We start from the raw sequence: 19,656 nt of genomic DNA on the forward strand, positions 1-19,656 counted from the left end.
CGCATGATCACAGGTGTGCGCGTGCGCGGTTTGACGCCCAGGGATGCCGGACGCCGGCTCAAGCCGGGCCCGGCACGGAGCAATGCTCCCAATCCGCGGGGGCGGCACATGTCTGCATCGGCATGGACACACCAAGCCGCTGTCGCGCGATGAATTTCTCCGACGTAGGTCAGATTCGGAAAACATGACTTACCTTTAGATTAGCAAACAGCCAAAAATTCCAACTTTGCGCCCGCCTTTTGCCGGCGGTGAAGCCGTCTCGCCAAAACCATTCTTGAATGCGGATGCGCAGTATTCGGCCATTGAGGAATACTGCATTTCCTGCGGTTGCAGGAAGGCATCAATTGTTGCGTGAGGTTCGGCAAGCGCTCCAGCTCCAGTTTCCGGTGTTCGGGAGCAGGGGTGTCGGACAGGGTAGGCGTGGTGATGGCTTGCCGCAGTACAGTCGGCTGTCCGGCCTCTTCGATATTTATCGCAGTGACATTGTTGGGAGGCGAGATGGATAATCCGGGTAGGTACGACGGCGTACGCTCGCTTGGCCCGGATTTCACGCTGCTGGTACACAGCCACTGGCGCTGGGACTTGGGGGAGCGACGCTCGCAACAGATCCTCGCGCGGCTGGCAAAGCGACACCCCGTGCTGTTCGTGGAGGAGCCTGGTTTTGCGGCGGCTGGTACGTCCGGGTGCTTGGATTTGAGCGAAGTCCATCCCAATGTCCTGCGCGTAACGCCGCAACTGCCCGCGCACTGTCGACATGCGCGAGACGCGACCCGGCTGCGGGTGCGTGCCCTGCTGCAGAATTTCTGGGCCGCGGCGGGACGGGGAAGACGTTGCGTGCAGTGGTTCTGCACGCCGCAGCCGGCGCCGGTGATGCTGGGTCGCTTCAACGAGGTCGGGGTGGTGTACGACTGCACGGCCGACCTGTCGCGCCTCGATGCCGGCCCAGCGGAATGGGCGCAGCGGGAGGCCCATCTGTTGCGGGCGGCGGATGTGGTGCTCACCAGCGGGCATCAGCTGCATCGGGCCAAAGCGCAGCAGCACCCGAACACGCATTACTGCGGCTGCGGCGTGGACGCGGCGCACTTTCACGCCGCTCGCGTGCCGGACACGGCGCTGCCCGCCGACATCGATTTCATCCGCGGGTCCATACTGGGATACTGCGGCATCATCGACGCGCGGCTGGATTATGACCTGCTGCAGCGCTTGGCGCAGGCGCGGCCGGACTGGTCCGTGGTCATGATCGGTCCGCTGGTCGGGGTGGAGCCGGCGATGCTGCCGCAGCTGGAAAATCTGTACTGGCTGGGGCCGCGGGGCTACGACGAACTGCCGGCTTATATAAAAGCCTTCGACGTGTGTCTGATGCCTTATGCGCTCACTGCGGCAACCGAACATCTCAATCCCGTCGAGGCGCTGGAGTACCTGGCCGCCGGCAAGCCGGTGATTTCCACCGCGCTGTCAGAGGTGATCCACGAGTTCGCCCCCGTCGTGCAGGTGGCGCACGGCCACGCCGAGTTTGTGCACTTGGCGCGCGAAGCGCTGCAACGGCCCGATCCGGAACGCTTGGCTGCCGGACTGGCGCGGGCGCAAGCCGCCAGTTGGCACGCCGTGGTCCAGCAGGTGCAGCAGCGGCTTTACACCGCCCTGGGCACCAAGCTGGCCGCAGCGATGTGCGCGCAGGCCGGGCAGGGGCCGGGGATTGCTTGGGAAGGGACAGCCGGTACCTGCCCGCCATCCGGCCTGGCGCCCGCCACGGAGCCCGCGGGCAGGTTGCGACGGTGATCTTGAGCCAAGGCGGAGAATCCACGATCTATGGCACCTGCCAGCGAGCGTAGCAAGCAAGCCCATGACCCCTGGAAACTCGGCGGCCTGTCGGTGGTGGAACTCGGCAAGCGGGTCTGGAAGAACTACAACGAGCACAACGTCCCAGTGTGGGCCACTTTCCTGGCTTTTTCCTTTTTGCTCTCCCTCTTTCCCATGTTCATCGTGTTTGCCAGCCTAGGCGCTTACCTGGACATCACGCCGGCCCAGGTGTTGGATCTGCTGGCGCGCTTCGCGCCGCCGGAGGCCGTGCAGCTGCTGCGGGGCACGGTGCACGAGGTGTTGGGCAACCGGAATCCTGGGCTCATTTCCTTCGGTATCCTGCTGTCCTTATGGGCCGCTTCCCGCGGCATCATGGCTATCATGCGCGCCCTGAACCACGCCTACGAGATCGAGGAAGACCGCAATTTTTTCATGCAGCGAGCCACTGCGCTCTTTCTTCTTCTCACGGCCGGCGCCATTCTGCTGTTCAATCTGCTGCTCATCACCGTTGGGCCGGTGATCGGCGATTGGCTGAACCAGCACATACCGCCGGGCTCGCTGTGGGAGCTGGTCTGGAACGTCTCGCGCTGGCTGGCGCAGTTCATCCTCGCCCTGCTGATGGTCGCCCTGATCTACTATTTCGCGCCCGCAGCCGACAACGACTGGAAATGGATCACCCCCGGCTCGCTGGTGGCGGTCATCCTGTGGATCATCGTTTCCATCGGCTTTTCCCTCTACGTGCAGAACTTCGGTCATTACTCCACTGCCTACGGCAGTCTCGGAGCGGCCATCGTGCTCATGCTGTGGCTGCAGCTGACCGGCATGGTCATCCTGATCGGCGGCGAAATCAATGCCCAGATCGACAAGGCGGCGGATGCCGCCCGGGAAAAAGACAAGACATCGGAAGACAGGACGTCGGAGTGATTCCTGGCCCGCAGATGCGTTCACGGGCCAAAGCTGCATGACAATCGGCGTCGTATTCCCCGACGCGTCAAATCCGAGTAATATCTCATGCCAATCCGCGTTGCCTTCACAGGCAAAACCGGCTACGGACTTTGGAGGAAGCGATGAGCAACATCTCGGAGTTGCAGGTTCAGACCGCCTTGAAGGAGGTCCAGGATCCTTACCTGGGGAAGGACCTGGTCGGCGCCAACGAGGTCAAGAAAATCCAGGTCGACGGCGGCCGCGTGCAGGTCGACATCGAACTGCCGTATCCGTCCGCTGGGGTGAAGGACAAGTTTGCCGCCGAGGTCAGCCGGCGCGTGCAGGCCATCAAGGGCGTGGAGCAGGTGACCGTGAACGTTGGCCACAACATCAAGGCCCATCAGGCGCAACGCGGCGTCAAGCTGTTGGCCGGCATCAAGAACATCATCGCCGTGGCTTCCGGCAAGGGCGGCGTCGGCAAGTCCACCACCGCCGTCAACCTGGCTCTGGCCCTGGCCCGCGACGGTGCCCGGGTGGGCATCCTGGACGCGGACATCTATGGTCCGAGCCAGCCGCGCATGCTGGGCATCAGCGGCAAGCCCACCTCCAAGGACGGCAAGAGCATCGAGCCCATGGAGAACTACGGCGTCAAGGCCATGTCCATCGGCTTCCTCATCGAGGAGGAGACTGCCATGGTCTGGCGTGGCCCCATGGTCACCCAGGCCTTGGAGCAGCTGCTCAACGACACCCGCTGGGGCGAGCTGGATTACCTGGTCATCGACCTGCCGCCCGGCACCGGCGACACGCAGTTGACCCTGGCGCAGAAGATCCCGGTCACCGGCGCGGTCATCGTCACCACGCCCCAGGACATCGCCCTGCTGGACGCCCGCAAGGGCTTGAAGATGTTCGAAAAGGTGGGCATCCCCATCCTCGGCATCGTCGAGAACATGAGCTTCTACATCTGCCCCAAGTGCGGCAACGAGGACGACATCTTCAGCCACGGCGGCGGCGAGCGCATGGCGGAACAGTACGACGTGGACTTTCTGGCGGCCATTCCGCTGGACCGGCGCATCCGCAACGAGGCGGACGGCGGCAAGCCTACCGTGGTGGCCGAGCCTGACTCCCGCCTGGCCGAGCTGTACATGGAGCTGGCGCGTCATGTGGCGGCGAAGCTGGCCGCCCAGGCGGTGGACTTCAGCCACAAGTTCCCCAATATTGTCATCCAGAACAAGTAAGCCCCGCGCCGAGGGTCTGAACCAGAGCACTGAGGCTGGTGGGCAACGGCCTCAGTCGTTTTTTATGTCGCCCGGGAGGACGGCCGTATGGCCCTGAAGTCGGACAAGTGGATCCGCCGCATGGCGGAGCAGCACGGCATGATCGACCCCTTCGAGCCGCGCCAGATCAAGAGCGTGGACGGCAACCCCATCGTTTCCTACGGCCTGTCGTCCTACGGCTACGACATCCGCTGCGCCGACGAATTCAAGATCTTCACCAACGTGCGCAGCGCCATCGTGGACCCGAAGCAGTTTTCCGAAGACTCCTTCGTGGACTTCAAGGGCGACGTCTGCATCATCCCGCCCAACTCCTTCGCCCTGGCGCGCACGGTGGAGTACTTCCGCATTCCGCGCAGTGTGCTGACCATCTGCCTGGGCAAGTCCACTTATGCCCGCTGCGGCATCATCGTCAACGTCACCCCCTTCGAGCCGGAGTGGGAGGGCTACGTGACTCTGGAGTTCAGCAACACCACCCCGTTGCCTGCCAAGGTCTACGCCAACGAGGGCGTGGCCCAGGTCTTGTTCCTGGAGTCCGACGAGGAGTGCGAGGTCTCCTACAAGGATCGTGGCGGCAAGTATCAGGGGCAGCACGGCGTCACTTTGCCGCGTACCTGATCATCCCGGCGGCTGGCCGGCCCGGCCGGACCCATTCGCCCGACCCATCCTTTGGTGCCGCCGGCCTCGTGCTGCTGCCTGCGCGCATCTGACTTTCGTCTTTCCAGGTCACCGTCCCACCTTTGCCATACTGAAGACGTTGCCGGCGATCGGCCGCGCGTTGTCCACTCCGCACAAGCATCGTTGCTTCCGAAGACAGGTGAGCCATGCCCCCGAACACTGGCGGACATCCCCGACGGTTGTGGTCGCGGCTTGGGCCCGGCCTGCCGCGCCTTGCCTTTCTCACCTTGCTGTGGTGGGTGCTGAGCGGCGGTGCGGCCGCCGCTTGGGCGGTGGGCGTGCCGACCATCGCCGCCGCCTACCTCCTGAGCCTGGCCTTGTCCAAGCCCGTGGTCCGGCGCTGGCGCTTGCCGGCGCTGTTCCGTTTCCTGAGCTATTTCGCCATCCATTCGGTGCGCGGCGGCGTGGATGTGGCATGGCGAGCCCTCCATCCAAGCATGCCGCTGCATCCCGGTATCGTGCACTACCGCTGGCGTCTGCCGGCCGGTCCGGAGCGCATCTTTCTGGCCAACATCGTCAGCCTGTTGCCGGGTAGCCTGAGCGCCGAGTTGGATAGCCGCAGCTTGACGTTGCACGTGCTGGACAGCCGATTGCCTTTTGCGACGGCGTTGCGGGAGCTGGAAGCTCGGGTCGCCGATGTCTTCGGCCTGCCGCTCCCGGCGCAGGAGGGCGGACGTGACTGAGTTCTACGGCGCGCTTGCCGTCTTGCTGCTGCTGAGCATCACTGCCGGCCTGGGCCGTATCCTGCGCGGGCCGACGCCGGCGGACCGCATGCTGGCGGCGCAGCTTTTCGGCACCACCGGGGTGACCATCCTGCTCCTGCTGGCCCACGGTCTGCATATGTCCGCGCTGCAGGACGTGGCCCTGGTCTTCGCCCTGCTGGCGGCACTGGCTGCCATCGCCTTCGTGCGCCGGGTCTGGCAGCCCCCGGCTGCGAAAGGAGGCAAGGGTGACCATTAGCGACTGGGTCGGCGGGGCACTGGTGCTGCTCGGCATGCCGTTCTTTCTGGCCGGCACCGTGGGCCTGCTGCGCTTCCCCGATGTCTACACCCGCCTGCACGCCTTGACCAAGGCCGACAATCTGGGCCTGGGACTGGTGGTGGCAGGGCTGGCGCTGCAGGCCGATTCGTGGCTCGCCGTCATGAAGTTGCTGCTGATCTGGCTCTTGGTGCTGGTGGCCAGCGCCACGGCCAGCCACCTGGTGGCGCGCACCGCGCTGCACCGGGGCCTGGCACCCTGGCGAGCGGAGCGGCCATGAGCCTCTGGGCTTTTGATGTCTTGCTGGTTCTGAACCTGCTTTGGCTGGCCTGGCGCATGCTGGCGGCGCGGGATCTTTTCAAGGCGGTGGTCCTCTTCATCGCCTTTGGACTGCTCATGTCGCTGGCCTGGGTACGGCTGCGGGCGCCCGATGTGGCGCTGGCCGAGGCCGCCATCGGCGCCGGCCTGACAGGTGCCTTGTTTCTCGCGGCCCTGGGGCGCATGCGCGGCGATGATGAGGAAGGCCCGGCAATGGTCCGCAGCATGCGCGCGGGCAGGGTCTTGCTCATGAGCTTGAGCGGCGTGCTGCTGCTGGGGCTCGCCTGGGCGGTGTGGACACTGCCTTTGTACTCGGTTGGCCTCACCCGGCACGTCCTGGCCGCGCTGCCCGACAGCGGCGTGGAGAATCCGGTGACCGCGGTGCTGCTGAATTTCCGGGCTTATGACACCTTGCTGGAATTGGCGGTCCTGCTATTGGCGGTGCTGGGGGTGTGGTCCTTGGGGAAAGCGGCGCCCCGGCAATTGGCCGCGCCGCCCAGCCCGGTACTGCGGGCGATAGCCAGACTGCTGCTGCCCGTCATGGTGCTGGTGGCGGGTTACCTGCTCTGGGTTGGCGGTCATGCGCCCGGCGGCGCCTTCCAGGGCGGTGCGGTGCTGGGCGGTGCCGCCGTACTGCTGTTTCTGGCCCATGTGGCGTTGCCGCGCCTGGCCGGCGCTTGGGTGTTGCGTCTGGGCCTCGCGCTTGGACTGATGGTGTTCCTGGCGGTGGCACTTGGTGTCATGGCGCTGGGCGGGCGCCTGCTCGAATATCCCGGGAGCTGGGCCGGCCTGCTGATCCTGGGGGTGGAGGCGGCCGCCACCTTGTCCATCGGCCTGACGCTGGCGGCGCTCTTCGCCGGCGGGCGGCCGCCGGCAACGGGCGGACGCGCGTCCGACCGGGGGGCGCTGAGATGACGGCGGCGCAGCTCTACGCTCTGCTCGGGATAGCGCTTTTCGTCATCGGCACTCATGCGCTCGTTGCCCATGCCCATCTCTTACGCAAGATACTGGCCGTGAACGTCATGGGCAGCGGCGTCTTTCTGGTGCTGGTCGGGCTGGCCGACCGCAACCCGGCGGGTGGTCCCGATCCAGTGCCGCACGCCTTGGTGCTGACTGGCATCGTGGTAGCCGTCAGTGGGACGGCAGTGGCTCTGGCGCTGGCGTTGCGCATCCACCGTCTGACCGGCTGGATGACGCTGCCCGAGGACGAGGAAACGTGAACGGTCCGGCCGATATCCTGGCTGGCTGGCCCTGGGCGGCTTGGACCGTGCTGTTGCCCTTCATCGCGGCGTTGCTGAGCTTCATCGATCAGCGCCGTGCCGCGGCTTGGGGCGTGGGCGCGGGGCTGGCTACGCTGCTCGCCGTGGCGGGACTGGTCTGGCAGGTAGTCCAGCAGGGAGCGCAGCGCTACGCGGTGGGCGGCTGGGGCGCGCCGCTGGGCATCGAGCTGTATGCGGATGGACTCAGCGCCCTCATGCTGGCCATGACCGCGGTGGTGGGCGCGGTGGTGAGCCTTTATGCGGTGCCTTACTTCGGCGGCACGCGTGCCGATGCCGCGCCCGCTGGAACCTGGTTCTGGCCGCTGTGGTTGCTGCTGTGGACGGCGCTCAATGCGCTGTACCTCTCCGCCGACGCCTTCAACCTCTACGTGACCCTGGAGCTGCTCGGTCTGTCGGCCATGGCGCTGGTGGCCCTGGCCGGCGGCGCGGCGGCTGTTGGCGCCGCCATGCGCTATCTGCTGGTGGGGTTGCTGGGCTCCCTGGCGTATCTGCTGGGCGTGGCCCTGCTTTACGCAAGCTATGCCACCCTCGATTTGGCGGCCTTGCGGGCCGCCGTGGCGGCGGGGCCGGCGGCCTGGACCGCCATGGCGCTGATGACGGCGGGCCTGCTGCTGAAGACGGCGCTCTTTCCCCTGCATTTCTGGCTGCCGCCGGCCCATGCCAACGCGCCCACGCCGGTCAGCGCCTTGCTCTCGGCGCTGGTGGTGAAGGCGTCCTTTTATCTGCTCTTGCGGCTCTGGTTCGATGTCTTCGCCCCCCTCGCGACCCCGCTGGCTTACCAGATGCTGGGTGCGCTGGGGGCGGCGGCCGTGCTCTGGGGCTCGCTGCAGGCGTTCCTCGCCACCCGCCTCAAGCTCCTGGTGGCGTACTCGACCGTGGCGCAACTGGGCTATCTCTTCCTTGCCTTTCCCCTGGCCCAAGGCGGGGCCGCCTTCACGGCCTGGAGCGGAGCGGTCTATCTGGCGCTCGCCCACGCCTGCGCCAAGGCCGCGCTTTTCCTCACGGCCGGGAACATCGCGCAGTCGGCGGGACACGACCGCATCGCGGAACTGCCCGGGCTGAGCCAGCATCTGCCGGTGACGCTCTTTGCTTTCGGCCTGGCCGGCGTCAGCTTGATGGGACTGCCGCCGAGCGGCGGCTTCGTGGCCAAGTGGTTGCTGCTCAACGCCGCCCTGGCCGGCGGCCAGTGGTGGTGGGCCGCCGTGATCGTGCTGGGCGGCTTGCTGGCCGCCGCTTATATCTTTCGGGTGGCCGTCAGCGCCTTTCGGCCGGCCGCGGCCGACCCCGGTTGCCGGCCGGTGGCGGCGGGCATGGAGTGGGCGGCTCTGTCGCTGTCGATACTGGCGATCCTCTTGGGTTTGGCGGCGTCGCCGCCCCTCGCGCTGCTGGCCGTGGGCGCGCCCGTGGCCGGTCCGGTGCTTACCACGGGGGCGCCATGAACTGGGATGCTTGGCTGCCCTTGCTGATCGTTCTGAGCTCCCTGGTGCCGGGCTTGGCCATCTTCATTCTGCGGGAGGAAAGCCATGCCCTGCGCACGGCACTCAACATGAGCGGTGCGGTGCTGAAACTGTTCCTGATGGCGGTCATGACCTGGGGCGTATTCCATGGCCACGCCTACGAAACACGCTGGACCCTGGTGCCCGGCTGGGATCTGGTGCTGCGTGCCGACACCTTGTCGGTGCTCTTCGCCAACCTGTCCGCGCTGCTCTGGTTTCTCACCACCCTCTATGCCATCGGCTATCTGGAGGGCTCCCCCCACCGCAGCCGCTTTTTCGGCTTTTTCAGTCTCTGCGTCAGTGCCACCGTGGGCATTGCTCTGTCCGGCAATCTGATCACCTTTCTGCTTTTTTACGAGGCCCTCACCCTTGCCACTTATCCGTTGGTGGTGCACCGCGGCACGGAGGCCGCTCTGCGGGCCGGGCGGATTTATCTGGCCTACACGCTCGGCGGTGGCGCGCTGCTGCTGGTGGGTGTGGTGTGGCTGCAGGTGCTGGCGGGCCCCCTGGACTTCACTGCTGGCGGCGTGCTTGCCGGCCTGGGAGATGCCCGCCGTGCCACGCTGATCGTGATTTTCGCCCTGCTGATCGCGGGTTTGGGCGTCAAAGCGGCGCTCGTGCCGCTGCACGGTTGGCTGCCAATGGCCATGGTGGCGCCGGCGCCGGTGAGCGCCCTGCTGCACGCGGTGGCGGTGGTGAAGGCCGGAGCTTTCGGCATCGTTCGGGTCGTCTATGACGTGTACGGGGTGCAGTTCGCCGAGCAGCTCGGCGTGCTCGGCCCGTTGGCGGCACTGGCGGCCGCGACCATCGTGTACGGCTCCCTGCGCGCCCTCGGGCAGGATGATCTGAAGCGCCGGCTGGCTTACTCCACGGTAAGCCAAGTGTCTTACATCACGCTGGGCACGGCCATCTTCGGTCCGGTCGCCACCATCGGTGGGGTGGTGCATCTGGTGCACCAGGGATTGATGAAGATCACCCTCTTTTTTTGCGCGGGCAACCTGGCGGAGACGCTCGGCATCCACCGGGTCAGCGAAATGAACGGCGTGGCGTGGCGCATGCCCTGGACCATGGGGGCGTTCACGCTGGGCGCGCTGGGCATGATCGGCGTGCCGCCGTTGGCGGGATTCATCAGCAAGTGGTATCTCGGTGTAGGCGGACTCGTGGCCGACCAGCCCTGGGTGGTCGGCGTGCTGGCCGTCAGCACCTTGCTCAATGCCGCCTATTTTCTGCCCATCCTGTACGCCGCCTGGTTCCGGGAGGCGGCACAGCCCTGGCCCGCGGCCAATGCCGGCCAATGGGAGACGCGTTGGATGCTGCTGTTGCCACCGCTGGTGACGGCATTCTTGGTGCTGGGCGCAGGACTCCTGGCCAACCTGCCCCTCAGTCCGCTGGCGTGGTCCCGCCTGATCGCCGACCGCGAGTACGTCTCATGGACGCCATAATGGTTCTGCTGCTGATTCTGGTGCCCGGCTTGCCGCTGGCGTGGGCGCTGGCTCTCGTCTGCCGCTCTTGGCGTTCGGTGTTCCTGCGCCTGGCGCCGTGGACCGTGCTGCCGGGCATGCTGGCGGCCATGCCGTTCGCCGATGGCACGGTGCTGCAAGTGCCGTGGCTGCTCCTGGGCGCGCGCTTGGGACTCGATCCCGTCGGCCGGGTTTTCCTGGGCGTCAGCGCCTTCTCATGGCTTGTCGCCGGCATATACGCACAGCGCTCCTTGGCAATGGACCCGCGCCGCAGTCGCTTTTTCTTTTTCTATCTGCTGACGGCGAGCGGCAATCTGGGCATCATCGTGGTGCAGGATCTGGCGAGTTTTTATCTGTTTTTCACCCTGATGAGCTTGGCATTCTATGCTTTGATCATTCACGACGGCACGCCCGGCGCGCGACGCGCCGGGCGCGTCTACATCAGCTTGGCCATCATCGGCGAGGCGCTGCTCTATGCTGGTTTCACGCTGCTTGCCCGACGTGCCGGGACGCTGGATTTGCCGGCAGTCGCTGTGCCTGCCGGCGAGGCGGCCTTCGCTCTGCTCTTTCTGGGCTTCGGGATCAAGGCAGGCAGTTTGCCGCTGCACGTCTGGATGCCGCTCGTCTATCGTCATGCGCCCATAGCGGCCGCCGTGGTGTCGAGCGGCGCCCTGATCAATGCTGGCCTGCTCGGTTGGCTGCGCTTTCTCCCTCTGGGACAGGAGGCGCAGCCCGAATTGGGGCTGCTGTACCTGACCGCAGGCCTGGCGGCCGCTTTTTATGGTGTGATGGTCGGGCTGACCCAGACCGAGCCGAAGAGCCTGCTGGCTTATTCCAGCATCAGCCAGATGGGACTCATGACCGTGCCCGTCGGCATCGGCCTGGCGGCGCCGGCCGCCTGGCCGCTCGCCCTGGCGGCCGTGCTCGTCTATGTCGTCCATCATGCCCTGGCCAAGGGCGCTCTCTTTCTCGGCGTCGGGCTCGCCGCCGCGAACGGCGGCCCGGACCGGCGTCGTCTGCTGAGTGTCGGTCTGCTGCTGCCGGCCCTTGCCCTGGCCGGTATGCCGCTGACCAGCGGCGCCATTGCCAAGCTGGCCCTGAAGCAGGCGGCGGCCGCTTGGCCCGTGTCCTGGATCGGCTGGCTCGAACTGCTGCTGTCCCTGACGGCGGTGGGCACCACGCTGCTGATGGTGCGTTTTTTGTTTCTCTTCCGGGCCCACCCATCCGGCAGAACAAACCTGGAGAAGGGCTTGAGCATGCCATGGGGCATCTCGCTGGCCGCCGTCGCCGCGGCTCCGGTGCTTTGGCCCTCGTTGGCCGTGGCCTCGCTCGATCCAGCCAAGCTTTGGTCGGCTTTCTGGCCGGTAGGGTTGGGTGCGTTGATCGGTGGGGGAGCGGCTGCGCTGGCCGGGAGGACGGGCACACGCATGCCGGTGCGGATCCCGGCTGGGGATATCCTGTTGCCGGTCGAGCGCGGCGGCCGGTCCCTGGTCGCGGCTTGGGCGGCACTGGCTGAGCGGCGGCCCGCGTCCTTCTGGCCGCGTGCGTTGCCGGCAGGGCTGGCTGGCCACGACCGCTGGTTGCGGCTGGAGGCCCGGTTGCGCCAGTGGTTCGTTGCCGGTTTGCTGTTCCTCGCCATCACGGCAGCGTTGTTGCTCGCTCTTCCTGATCCCTGAGGGAAAGGATTTCCGGTGCGGCTGTCTCAGCAAAAGCAAGGCAGGCAAGGAGGCGGGTATGTTCAAACGCATTCTACTTATGGCGGATCAGCGCACCCGGTGGCAGTCGGCCCTGGAGCGCGCGGCGGCGCTGGCCAGACGGCATCAGGCCGAGTTGGTGGTGGTGGATGTGCTGGAAAATTTGCCGGGACATGTGGAGAAACTACTTCGCGGGCAGTCATTGGCGGCTGTGCAGGCGGCGGCCGTCGCCCGCCGGCGCGAGCAGCTCGAACGGGCAACGGCCCCCCTGCAGCAGGCGGGGATCTGCCGCGCAGTCCGAGTGCTGACGGGCAAGCCTTTCCTGGAGGTCATCCGCGAGGTACTGCGGGAGAAGCACGATCTGGTGATGAAGGCTGCCGAAGGCAAGGGCGGTGCACGGACGCGGCTCTTCGGCAGCACCGATATGCACCTGCTGCGGGTTTGCCCGGTGCCGGTCTGGATCATCAAACCCGGTCAGCCCCCGAACTATGCCCGGATCGTGGCGGCAGTGGACCCGGATCCCACGGACGACCGGCGGGATTCGCTGAACGCGCAGATCCTCTGCCTGGCCGGGGAGCTGACGCGCGCCGAACAGAGCGAGCTCCATGTCGTCCACGCATGGACCATGCAGCGCTGGGGTGGGCTCGGCATTTCGCGCGCGGAGCAGCACGCATTGGCCCAGCAGGAACAGTCCTGGCATGAGGAGCGAATTGCCGCGCTGCTGAAGCGCTGGATACCCGACGACCTGCAGCCGCAGGCGCATCTCCTGCTTGGCGATGCACGGGAACGCGTTCCGGCCTTGGTTCGGGAACTGCGAGCCGACCTGCTGGTCATGGGCACCGTCGGCCGGACGGAGATCCCCGGTTTTTTCATCGGCAACACCGCTGAGGACATTCTCAATGAAGTGCGGAGCGACGTCCTGACGGTCAAGCCCCGCGGCTTCGCCACGCCCGTGCGCCTGGCGGACTGAGCGGCGGCGCGCCGGTCACAGGCGACTCTGGGGATTGGCGTTTGGACGCGCAGCACCCTTGCGCATCGCCCGGCGCAGCAGCCACTTCTCGAGTTCCACCAGCACGAAGACGGACGGCGAAACCAGCAGGATCCAGGCCCAATCCCGCAGGCCCAAGGGCCGCGTGTCGAAGAGCTGCTGCATCTGGCCGTTGTAGGTGAAGAGCAACTGCAGGAGCAGCACCGCAATGATGCTCAGCAGAATGTAGCGATTCCCTGTCAGGCCCGGCACCGAGAGCACCGAGTCGGTGAAATAGCGGGCGGTCAGGAGGTAGAAGACCTCGAACATGACCAGCGTGTTGACCGCCATGGTTCTGGCATAGGCGATGTCCGCCTCGTGCCCGCGTTCCCATTCCCACAGAAAAAGACCGAAGGTGCCGGCGACCAGAATGATGGATACGAAAGCGAGGCGCCACAGCAGGAAGGGCGACAGGAGGGCTTCGTCCGGTGCGCGCGGCGGGCGGCGCATCACCATCGGCTCCGCCGGCTCGAAGGCGAGCGCCAGGGCCAGGGTCACGGCGGTGACCATGTTGACCCAGAGGATCTGCACCGGTGTGATCGGCAGCATGAAGCCCATGGCCGTGGCCGCCACGATGGTCAGCGCCTGCCCGGCGTTGGTGGGCAGGATGAAGAGCAGGGATTTGCGGATGTTGTCGTAGACGGTGCGACCTTCCTCCACCGCATGGGCGATGGACGCGAAGTTGTCGTCGGCGAGCACCATTTCCGCCGATTCCTTGGCCACTTCGGTGCCTTTCTGCCCCATGGCGATGCCGACGTTAGCCCGCTTCAGGGCCGGCGCGTCGTTGACGCCGTCGCCGGTCATGGCCACCACCCCGCCCTCGGCCTGCAGGGCGGCCACGAGGCGCAGCTTGTGCTCGGGGCTGGCGCGGGCGAAGACATCCACCTGCATTGCCTTGCGGCGCAGCAACTCGTCGGACAACCCCTCGAGATCCTGGCCGGTCAATGTCTCGCGCCCGTCGCCGATGCTCATCTGGACGCCGATGGCGCGCGCGGTGGCGGCATGGTCGCCGGTGATCATTTTCACCCGGATGCCCGCCGCCCGGCACCGGGCGACGGCCGCGACGGCCTCCTCCCGGGGCGGATCGCTGATGCCGACCAGGCCGAGCAGGGTGAGGCCCTGTTCCACGTCGCTGAAGCGCAGGCTGTCCTGGCCGGCATCGGCGGCCTTGAAGGCCAGGGCGAGGAGCCGCTGGCCGCGCCCGGCCAAGGCGTCCATCACTCCGGCCCAGTAGGCCGGATCCAGCGGCATGTCCTCCCCGTGCAGCCGTTGCCGGCTGCACATGTCCAGCACCCGCTCGGGAGCACCTTTGAGATAGACGAAGCCGTGGCCCGCGTGATCGTGGTGCAGGGTGGCCATGAAGCGGTGCTCCGATTCGAAGGGAATGACGTCGGTGCGGGGCAGTTCTTCGCGCAGCAGGGCAGGGGCGAGCCCCGCCTTCATGCCCAGGGCCAGTAGCGCGCCTTCGGTGGGGTCGCCGTGCAGGCTCCAGCGTTCCTCCGCCTGGATGAGATCAGCGTCATTGCACAGGAGCGCCGCCTGCGCCAGCGCGCGCAGCAGGGGTTGTGCGTCCGGCTCCATCTCCCGGCCATCGAGCAGAAAGGCCCCGCGGGGTGCATAGCCCGTGCCGGTGACCTCGAACAGTCCTTCGGCTGTCGCTACCGCCTGCACCGTCATTTCGTTGCGGGTCAGGGTGCCGGTCTTGTCCGAGCAGATCACCGTCACCGAGCCGAGCGTTTCCACCGCCGGCAGGCGGCGGATGATGGCATTGCGTCGGGCCATGCGCTGCACGCCGATGGCCAGGGTGATGGTGATGATGGCGGGCAAGCCCTCCGGGATGGCCGCGACCGCCAGCCCGACGGCGGCCATGAACATCTCCCGCGGCGCCTGACCCTGCACGGCGACCCCGTAGGTGAAGGTGGCCGCGGCGACGGCGCCGATGGCGGCGGTCAGCCAGCGGGAGAAGCGGCCGATCTGCTGCAGCAGCGGCGTGGTGAGCGGCTCGATCTGCCCGAGCATGGCGCTGATGCGCCCGATTTCCGTGTGCTGGCCGGTGGCCACCACGACGCCGCTGCCTTGCCCGTAAGTCACCAGGGTTCCCGAGTAGGCCATGCCGCTGCGATCGCCGATGGGCGCGTCCGCCGCCACGGATCCAACGGCCTTTTCCACCGGCACCGACTCGCCGGTGAGGGTGGCCTCGTCGATGCGCAGATCCTTCACGCTGAACAGGCGCAGGTCCGCGGGCACCTTGTCGCCGGATTGCAGAAACACCACGTCGCCGGGGACCAGCTGTTCCGCCGGCAGGGTGATGCGCCGGCCGTCGCGCCGCACGGCGGCGCTGTGGGAGAGGAGTTGGCGGATAGCGTCGAGCGCTTTCTCGGCCTTGCCCTCCTGGATGAAGCCGATCACCGCGTTGATCACCACCACCCCGACGATCACGCTCGTGTCGACCCAGTCGCCGAGCGCCGCGGTGATCGCCGCCGCGGCCAGCAGCACATAGATCAGAAGATTGTTGAACTGGGCAAGCAGGCGCAGGAGGGGAGGCGTTTTCCGGCGCGCCGGCAGCCGGTTGGGGCCGTGGGCCTGCAGCCGCTGCTCGGCTTCATCAGTGCTCAAGCCGGACGGGCTGCTGCCGAGCGCCGCGAAAGCGCGATCCGGATCGAAGCCATGCCAAGGTGGTGTGCCCGGGTCAGAGGTATGCTTCGTCATGGCCAAGTCGTCGGAGGCGGGGAGGCAAGGACAAGCCTAGCGTGCAGCTACGGGGAGAGCGCCCGACCAAAGGGGGACCGCAATCGCGGTCCCGTGCAGAGGCAAGCGGAAGGCGGGGTGTCAGAGAAGGGCGGCTGCGGACGCTCAGTGGCCGCTTTCCGTCTTTTCACCGGGGGCGTGACCACCGCTCTTGTGGGTGAAGTAGAGTGCCAGCGAGACCAGCAGGATGCCGATGGCGAAGTAAAGGAGATCCAGCGGGCCCTCGAAGGCCATGCGCACGGAGCGCTCGAAAAAAGTCACCACCAGGATCATCAGCACCACCTTGGCCAGGCGGTCCTTGAGGTCGTCCAGGTTGCGGATGAAAAGCACCCGGGAGGAACCCTGGCTCTGTTCGGCGGCGTCGATCTTGCTGATGAAAAGCTCGTACAAGCCCAGCGCGAAGATGAGCATGACGGTGGAGAGCAGATAGCCGTCCACCGCCGCCACCACGTGCGCCACGGTTTCGGCCCGGATGTTCTCGCGCATCTCGGCCGTGAGATTCGGGTCGCCGTAGTGGGTGACGTGCAGCACCAGGTGGTAAACGTCCACGCTGGTCAGGTAGAAGAGCCCGATGGCGGCGGCCAGGCTGGCGATCACCGCGGTCAATACGATCAGGCGGCTGTTCCAGAGGAACTTTTCAAACAGCAACTCGATTTGCTTCATCCTGTGCTCCGATTGTTTGGGAGCCGCAACGTTAGCAAGCAGTCGATGGTGTTTCAAGCCGCGCGGGCCGGCGCCGGCGTGGCGGTGGCCGCCAGCAGGCCGGCCAGCACCAGCACGCCGAGCCCCAGCCAGCCCAGCAGATCCGGATGCACGTGCCACAGCGCCAGGCCGAGCAGGGCGGCGAAGCCGACCGTGCTGTAGGACAGCGCGCTCATTTGGCTGGCCGGCGCCATCTGGTAGGCGCGGGTGATCAGCAGTTGCCCCAGGGTGGCCGGGATGCCCATGCCGAGCAGCAACGGCAACGACTCCCAGGTGAGAGGGCTGAACCCGTCCACGGCGGCCCAGACGCCGCTGATGGCGCTGGACAGCAGGCTGAAATAAAAGACGATGCGTCCCACCGGCTCCGTTTTGGAGAGCAGCTTCACGCTGAAAAGCGCAATGCCGGCCGCCAAGCCGGAGCCGAGGCCGACGGCGCCCGCCAGGAGCGGTCCGCCCAGACCCGCCGGGCGCATCACCAGGACCACGCCGACGAAGCCCAACAGCAGGCCCAAGGCCAAGCGCAGGTTGATGCGCTCCCGCAGGTAGAGCAGGGACAGCAGGGCGATGAAGATGGGCGAGGTGTACTGCAGGGTCACGGCGGTGCCCAGCGGCAGGTGGACGACGGCGTAGAAATACATGCCCATGGAGACCACCCCCATGGCGCCGCGGGTCAGATGCGCCCACGGCCGCGCCGTCCCGAGCTGGATGCCGCCGCGGCTCAGGGCCGGCAGCAGAAAGAGCAGACCGACGAAGGAGCGGTAGAACACCAGCTCCGAAAGGTGGAAGTGCTGGGCACCGAGCTTGACGAAGGCGCCCGTCACGGCAAAGAAGCCCGAAGCCGCCACCATGATGGCGGCGGCTTGCGCGCCCTGGGTCATTGGTGGCCGGTGCTGCCGAAGCCGCCGATGCCCCGGCCGCTCTCGCCGAAATCGGCGACCACCTGCAAAGCCGGCCGCAGGACCGGCACGAAGAGGAGCTGGGCGATGCGATCGCCCGGCTCGATGTGGATGACCTGGCTGCCGCGGTTCCAGGCCGAGATCATGAGCGGTCCCTGATAGTCCGAATCGATGAGGCCGAGGAGATTGCCCAGCACCAAACCCTGCTTATGGCCCAGGCCCGAGCGCGGCAGGATCATGGCGGCCACCCCGGGATTGTCGATGTGCATGGCAAAGCCCGTGGAGATCAGCTCCGCCTGTCCGGGTGCCAGATCCAGGGGCGCTTCCAGGCAGGCGCGCAGGTCCATGCCGGCGGCCTCTTCAGTGGCATAGGCGGGCAGGGGCCACAGGGTCCCCAGGCGGGAATCGAGAATCTTGATGTCAACGGCCTGCATGTTCTCTCCAGTCAGATTTTTATGATGAAAGCCTTCGCGCCAGCTCGGCGACCAGCGCCCGCGCCAGCGCGAGCTTGTCGGCCGTGCCCAGGTCCAGTCGCCCGTCGGGCCCGATCAGCACCAGGCGGTTGCGTTCCGAACCGAAACCCAGCCCCGGCTGGCTCACGTCGTTGACGGCGATCAGATCCGCCCCCTTTTCCTGGCGCTTGGCCGCCGCCAGCGCTTCGGCATCGTGGGTCTGGGCGGCGAAGCCGACCACCAGGCGCGGGCGCTGCGCATGGCGGGCCACCTGGGCCAGGATGTCCGGATTGGGGATGAGCGCGATCTGCGTCCCCAGCTCTGCTTTCGTCAGTTTGACGGCGGCGCTTTGCGCCGGCCGGTAATCCGCCACCGCCGCGGTGGCCACGAAGATATCGGTGCCGGCCAGGTGCGCCTCGACGGCCTGCAGCATCTCCTGGGCATTCTGCACGGCGACACGTTCCACGCCGACCGGCGCGGGCAGGCTGGTGGGCCCGCTCACCAGCAGCACCTGCGCGCCGGCCTCCGCCAGCGCCTGGGCCACGGCGTAGCCCTGCCTGCCGCTGGAGCGGTTGCTCAGGCCGCGCGCCGGGTCGATGGCCTCCCAGGTCGGCCCGGCCGTGACCAGGGCGCGCCGCCCCAGGAGCGGCTTTGGCGCCAAGTGCAGGCGCACGTGAGCCAGCAATTCCTCCGGTTCCAGCATGCGGCCGGGACCGGCTTCGCCGCAGGCCTGCTCGCCTTCCGCCGGGCCCAGGATCACGGCGCCGTCCGCCTGCACCTGGCGCAGGTTGCGCTGGGTGGCTGGGTGGCGCCACATCTGCTGGTTCATGGCCGGCGCCAGCAGCGGCGGGCGCGGGCTGGCCAGCACCAGGGTGCTCAGCAGGTCGTTGGCCATGCCCTGGGCGAAGCGGGCCAGCAGGTCCGCCGTGGCCGGCGCCACCAGAATGGCGTCGGCCCAGCGGGACAGGGCGATATGGTCCATGCCCGCCTCGCTGGCGGGATCCAGGAGCTCGCTGCGCACGGGATTGCCGCTCACCGCCTGTAGCGCGAGCGGCGCCACGAAGTGGCCGGCGGCGGCGGTGAGCACCACCCGCAGCTCGGCGCCGCAGCCCTTCAGGCGGCGCACCAGTTCCGGGATCTTGTAAGCCGCGATGCCGCCGCCGACGCCGATCAGAATGCGTTTGCCTGCCAGCGGGTCATTCATGGTAGAGTTGGGCTGAATAGTCATGCGAGCAGTTTAAGGGAGGAATAAGAATATGGCTATTCGCGACTGGCCCGAAGGGGAGCGACCGCGCGAAAAACTCTTGGCCTTGGGTGCCGGGGCCCTGTCCGATGCCGAACTGCTCGCCATCTTTCTGCGCACCGGCGTGGCCGGCAAGAGCGCCGTGGATCTGGCCCGCGAGCTCCTGCAGCGCTTTCAGGGGGTGCGCGGGCTGCTGAGCGCCGAGCGGCGCAGCTTCTGCGAAGGACTGGGTCTCGGCGCGGCCAAGTACGCCCAGCTGCAGGCGGTGCTGGAACTGGCGCGCCGCCACCTCAGCGAGCACCTGCGGCGCGGCGAGGCGCTGGAATCGCCGCAGGCGGCCAAGGCCTATCTGCGCGCTTGTCTGCGCGATCAGCCGCGCGAGGTGTTCGCCTGCCTCTTCCTGGATACCCGCCACCGGGTCATCTGCTACGAAGAGCTCTTTTTCGGCAGCATCGACAGCGCCACCGTCCACCCGCGCGAGGTGGTGCGCCGCGCCCTGGTCCACAATGCCGCGGCGCTCATCTTCGCCCACAACCATCCCTCGGGCGTGGCCGAGCCCAGCCAGGCAGACCTCCTGCTGACCCGGCGCCTGGCCGACGCCTTGAGTCTCGTCGAGATCCGGGTCCTGGACCATCTCATCGTCGGCGATGGTGAACCGGTTTCCCTGCAGGAGCGGGGCGGCTGGTGAG

General features: G+C 67.0%; 19 protein-coding genes. 14 read left to right on the forward strand and 5 right to left on the reverse strand.

From position 1 onward, the window contains the following. Positions 1-498 precede the first annotated feature (498 nt). The 13 genes from G579_RS15255 to G579_RS0101820 all read left to right on the forward strand — a co-directional run bounded on the left by G579_RS15255 (position 499) and on the right by G579_RS0101820 (position 12,869). Positions 499-1,779 carry a glycosyltransferase gene (locus G579_RS15255; protein WP_162142952.1) on the forward strand — a complete coding sequence of 427 codons (1,281 nt, stop codon included), beginning with the start codon at positions 499-501 and terminating at the stop codon, positions 1,777-1,779. Positions 1,780-1,809: 30 nt separating this feature from the next. Next, on the forward strand, positions 1,810-2,724 hold the full coding sequence (locus G579_RS15260; RefSeq protein WP_051180710.1) for a YihY/virulence factor BrkB family protein: 915 nt from the start codon (positions 1,810-1,812) through the stop codon (positions 2,722-2,724). 143 nt (positions 2,725-2,867) lie between these two features. Further along, a complete protein-coding gene (apbC, locus tag G579_RS0101770; protein WP_028988817.1) occupies positions 2,868-3,959 on the forward strand; it encodes an iron-sulfur cluster carrier protein ApbC in 1,092 nt (363 codons plus the stop codon). 87 nt (positions 3,960-4,046) lie between these two features. Beyond that, positions 4,047-4,613 (forward strand): dCTP deaminase, encoded by a 567-nt coding sequence (gene dcd, locus G579_RS0101775; RefSeq protein ID WP_028988818.1) that lies wholly within the window; start codon positions 4,047-4,049, stop codon positions 4,611-4,613. Positions 4,614-4,819: 206 nt separating this feature from the next. Further along, the gene (locus G579_RS0101780) at positions 4,820-5,356 is read left to right on the forward strand and encodes a Na+/H+ antiporter subunit E (RefSeq protein WP_028988819.1); all 537 of its coding nucleotides are present in this window, start codon (positions 4,820-4,822) and stop codon (positions 5,354-5,356) included. Next, positions 5,349-5,633 carry a monovalent cation/H+ antiporter complex subunit F gene (locus G579_RS0101785; RefSeq protein WP_028988820.1) on the forward strand — a complete coding sequence of 95 codons (285 nt, stop codon included), beginning with the start codon at positions 5,349-5,351 and terminating at the stop codon, positions 5,631-5,633. The genes G579_RS0101780 and G579_RS0101785 overlap by 8 nt, the downstream gene beginning before the upstream one ends. Continuing rightward, positions 5,623-5,931, forward strand: coding sequence for a monovalent cation/H(+) antiporter subunit G (gene mnhG, locus G579_RS0101790; protein ID WP_028988821.1), 309 nt, complete (start codon positions 5,623-5,625; stop codon positions 5,929-5,931). The genes G579_RS0101785 and mnhG overlap by 11 nt, the downstream gene beginning before the upstream one ends. Continuing rightward, positions 5,928-6,884: a hydrogen gas-evolving membrane-bound hydrogenase subunit E gene (mbhE, locus tag G579_RS15265; protein ID WP_051180712.1), complete on the forward strand. Its 957-nt coding sequence runs from the start codon at positions 5,928-5,930 to the stop codon at positions 6,882-6,884. The genes mnhG and mbhE overlap by 4 nt, the downstream gene beginning before the upstream one ends. Beyond that, positions 6,881-7,189, forward strand: a complete 309-nt coding sequence (locus G579_RS0101800; RefSeq protein ID WP_028988822.1) for a sodium:proton antiporter — start codon at positions 6,881-6,883, stop codon at positions 7,187-7,189. The genes mbhE and G579_RS0101800 overlap by 4 nt, the downstream gene beginning before the upstream one ends. Beyond that, positions 7,186-8,688 (forward strand): complex I subunit 5 family protein, encoded by a 1,503-nt coding sequence (locus G579_RS0101805; RefSeq protein ID WP_211218630.1) that lies wholly within the window; start codon positions 7,186-7,188, stop codon positions 8,686-8,688. The genes G579_RS0101800 and G579_RS0101805 overlap by 4 nt, the downstream gene beginning before the upstream one ends. Beyond that, positions 8,685-10,187 carry a complex I subunit 5 family protein gene (locus tag G579_RS0101810; RefSeq protein WP_028988824.1) on the forward strand — a complete coding sequence of 501 codons (1,503 nt, stop codon included), beginning with the start codon at positions 8,685-8,687 and terminating at the stop codon, positions 10,185-10,187. Before G579_RS0101805 ends, G579_RS0101810 begins: the two co-directional genes overlap by 4 nt. Beyond that, complete coding sequence (locus tag G579_RS15270) at positions 10,175-11,881, forward strand: complex I subunit 5 family protein (protein WP_038017611.1); 1,707 nt, start codon at positions 10,175-10,177, stop codon at positions 11,879-11,881. Before G579_RS0101810 ends, G579_RS15270 begins: the two co-directional genes overlap by 13 nt. Positions 11,882-11,939: 58 nt before the next feature. Then, the gene (locus G579_RS0101820) at positions 11,940-12,869 is read left to right on the forward strand and encodes a universal stress protein (RefSeq protein ID WP_081662515.1); all 930 of its coding nucleotides are present in this window, start codon (positions 11,940-11,942) and stop codon (positions 12,867-12,869) included. Positions 12,870-12,884: 15 nt separating this feature from the next. On the opposite strand, the gene G579_RS15275 is transcribed toward G579_RS0101820, so the two are convergent. The 5 genes from G579_RS15275 to coaBC form a co-directional block, all read right to left on the reverse strand. Next, positions 12,885-15,635, reverse strand: a complete 2,751-nt coding sequence (locus G579_RS15275) for a cation-transporting P-type ATPase (RefSeq protein ID WP_051180714.1) — start codon at positions 15,633-15,635, stop codon at positions 12,885-12,887. A 144-nt stretch (positions 15,636-15,779) separates the two neighbouring features. Then, complete coding sequence (locus tag G579_RS0101830) at positions 15,780-16,337, reverse strand: YqhA family protein (protein ID WP_028988826.1); 558 nt, start codon at positions 16,335-16,337, stop codon at positions 15,780-15,782. Between the two features lie 53 nt (positions 16,338-16,390). Continuing rightward, positions 16,391-17,254, reverse strand: a complete 864-nt coding sequence (locus G579_RS0101835) for a DMT family transporter (protein ID WP_051180715.1) — start codon at positions 17,252-17,254, stop codon at positions 16,391-16,393. Next, positions 17,251-17,706, reverse strand: coding sequence for a dUTP diphosphatase (gene dut, locus G579_RS0101840; RefSeq protein WP_028988828.1), 456 nt, complete (start codon positions 17,704-17,706; stop codon positions 17,251-17,253). The genes G579_RS0101835 and dut overlap by 4 nt, the downstream gene beginning before the upstream one ends. Before the next feature lie 19 nt (positions 17,707-17,725). After that, positions 17,726-18,928 carry a bifunctional phosphopantothenoylcysteine decarboxylase/phosphopantothenate--cysteine ligase CoaBC gene (gene coaBC, locus G579_RS0101845; RefSeq protein ID WP_028988829.1) on the reverse strand — a complete coding sequence of 401 codons (1,203 nt, stop codon included), beginning with the start codon at positions 18,926-18,928 and terminating at the stop codon, positions 17,726-17,728. A 52-nt stretch (positions 18,929-18,980) separates the two neighbouring features. Here coaBC and radC point away from each other — a divergent pair, with 52 nt between their 5' ends. Continuing rightward, a complete protein-coding gene (gene radC, locus G579_RS0101850; protein WP_028988830.1) occupies positions 18,981-19,655 on the forward strand; it encodes a RadC family protein in 675 nt (224 codons plus the stop codon). The last annotated feature ends 1 nt before the right edge of the window (position 19,656 follow it).

The sequence above is a fragment of the Thermithiobacillus tepidarius DSM 3134 genome (assembly GCF_000423825.1).
Classification (GTDB): Bacteria; Pseudomonadota; Gammaproteobacteria; order Acidithiobacillales; family Thermithiobacillaceae; genus Thermithiobacillus; species Thermithiobacillus tepidarius.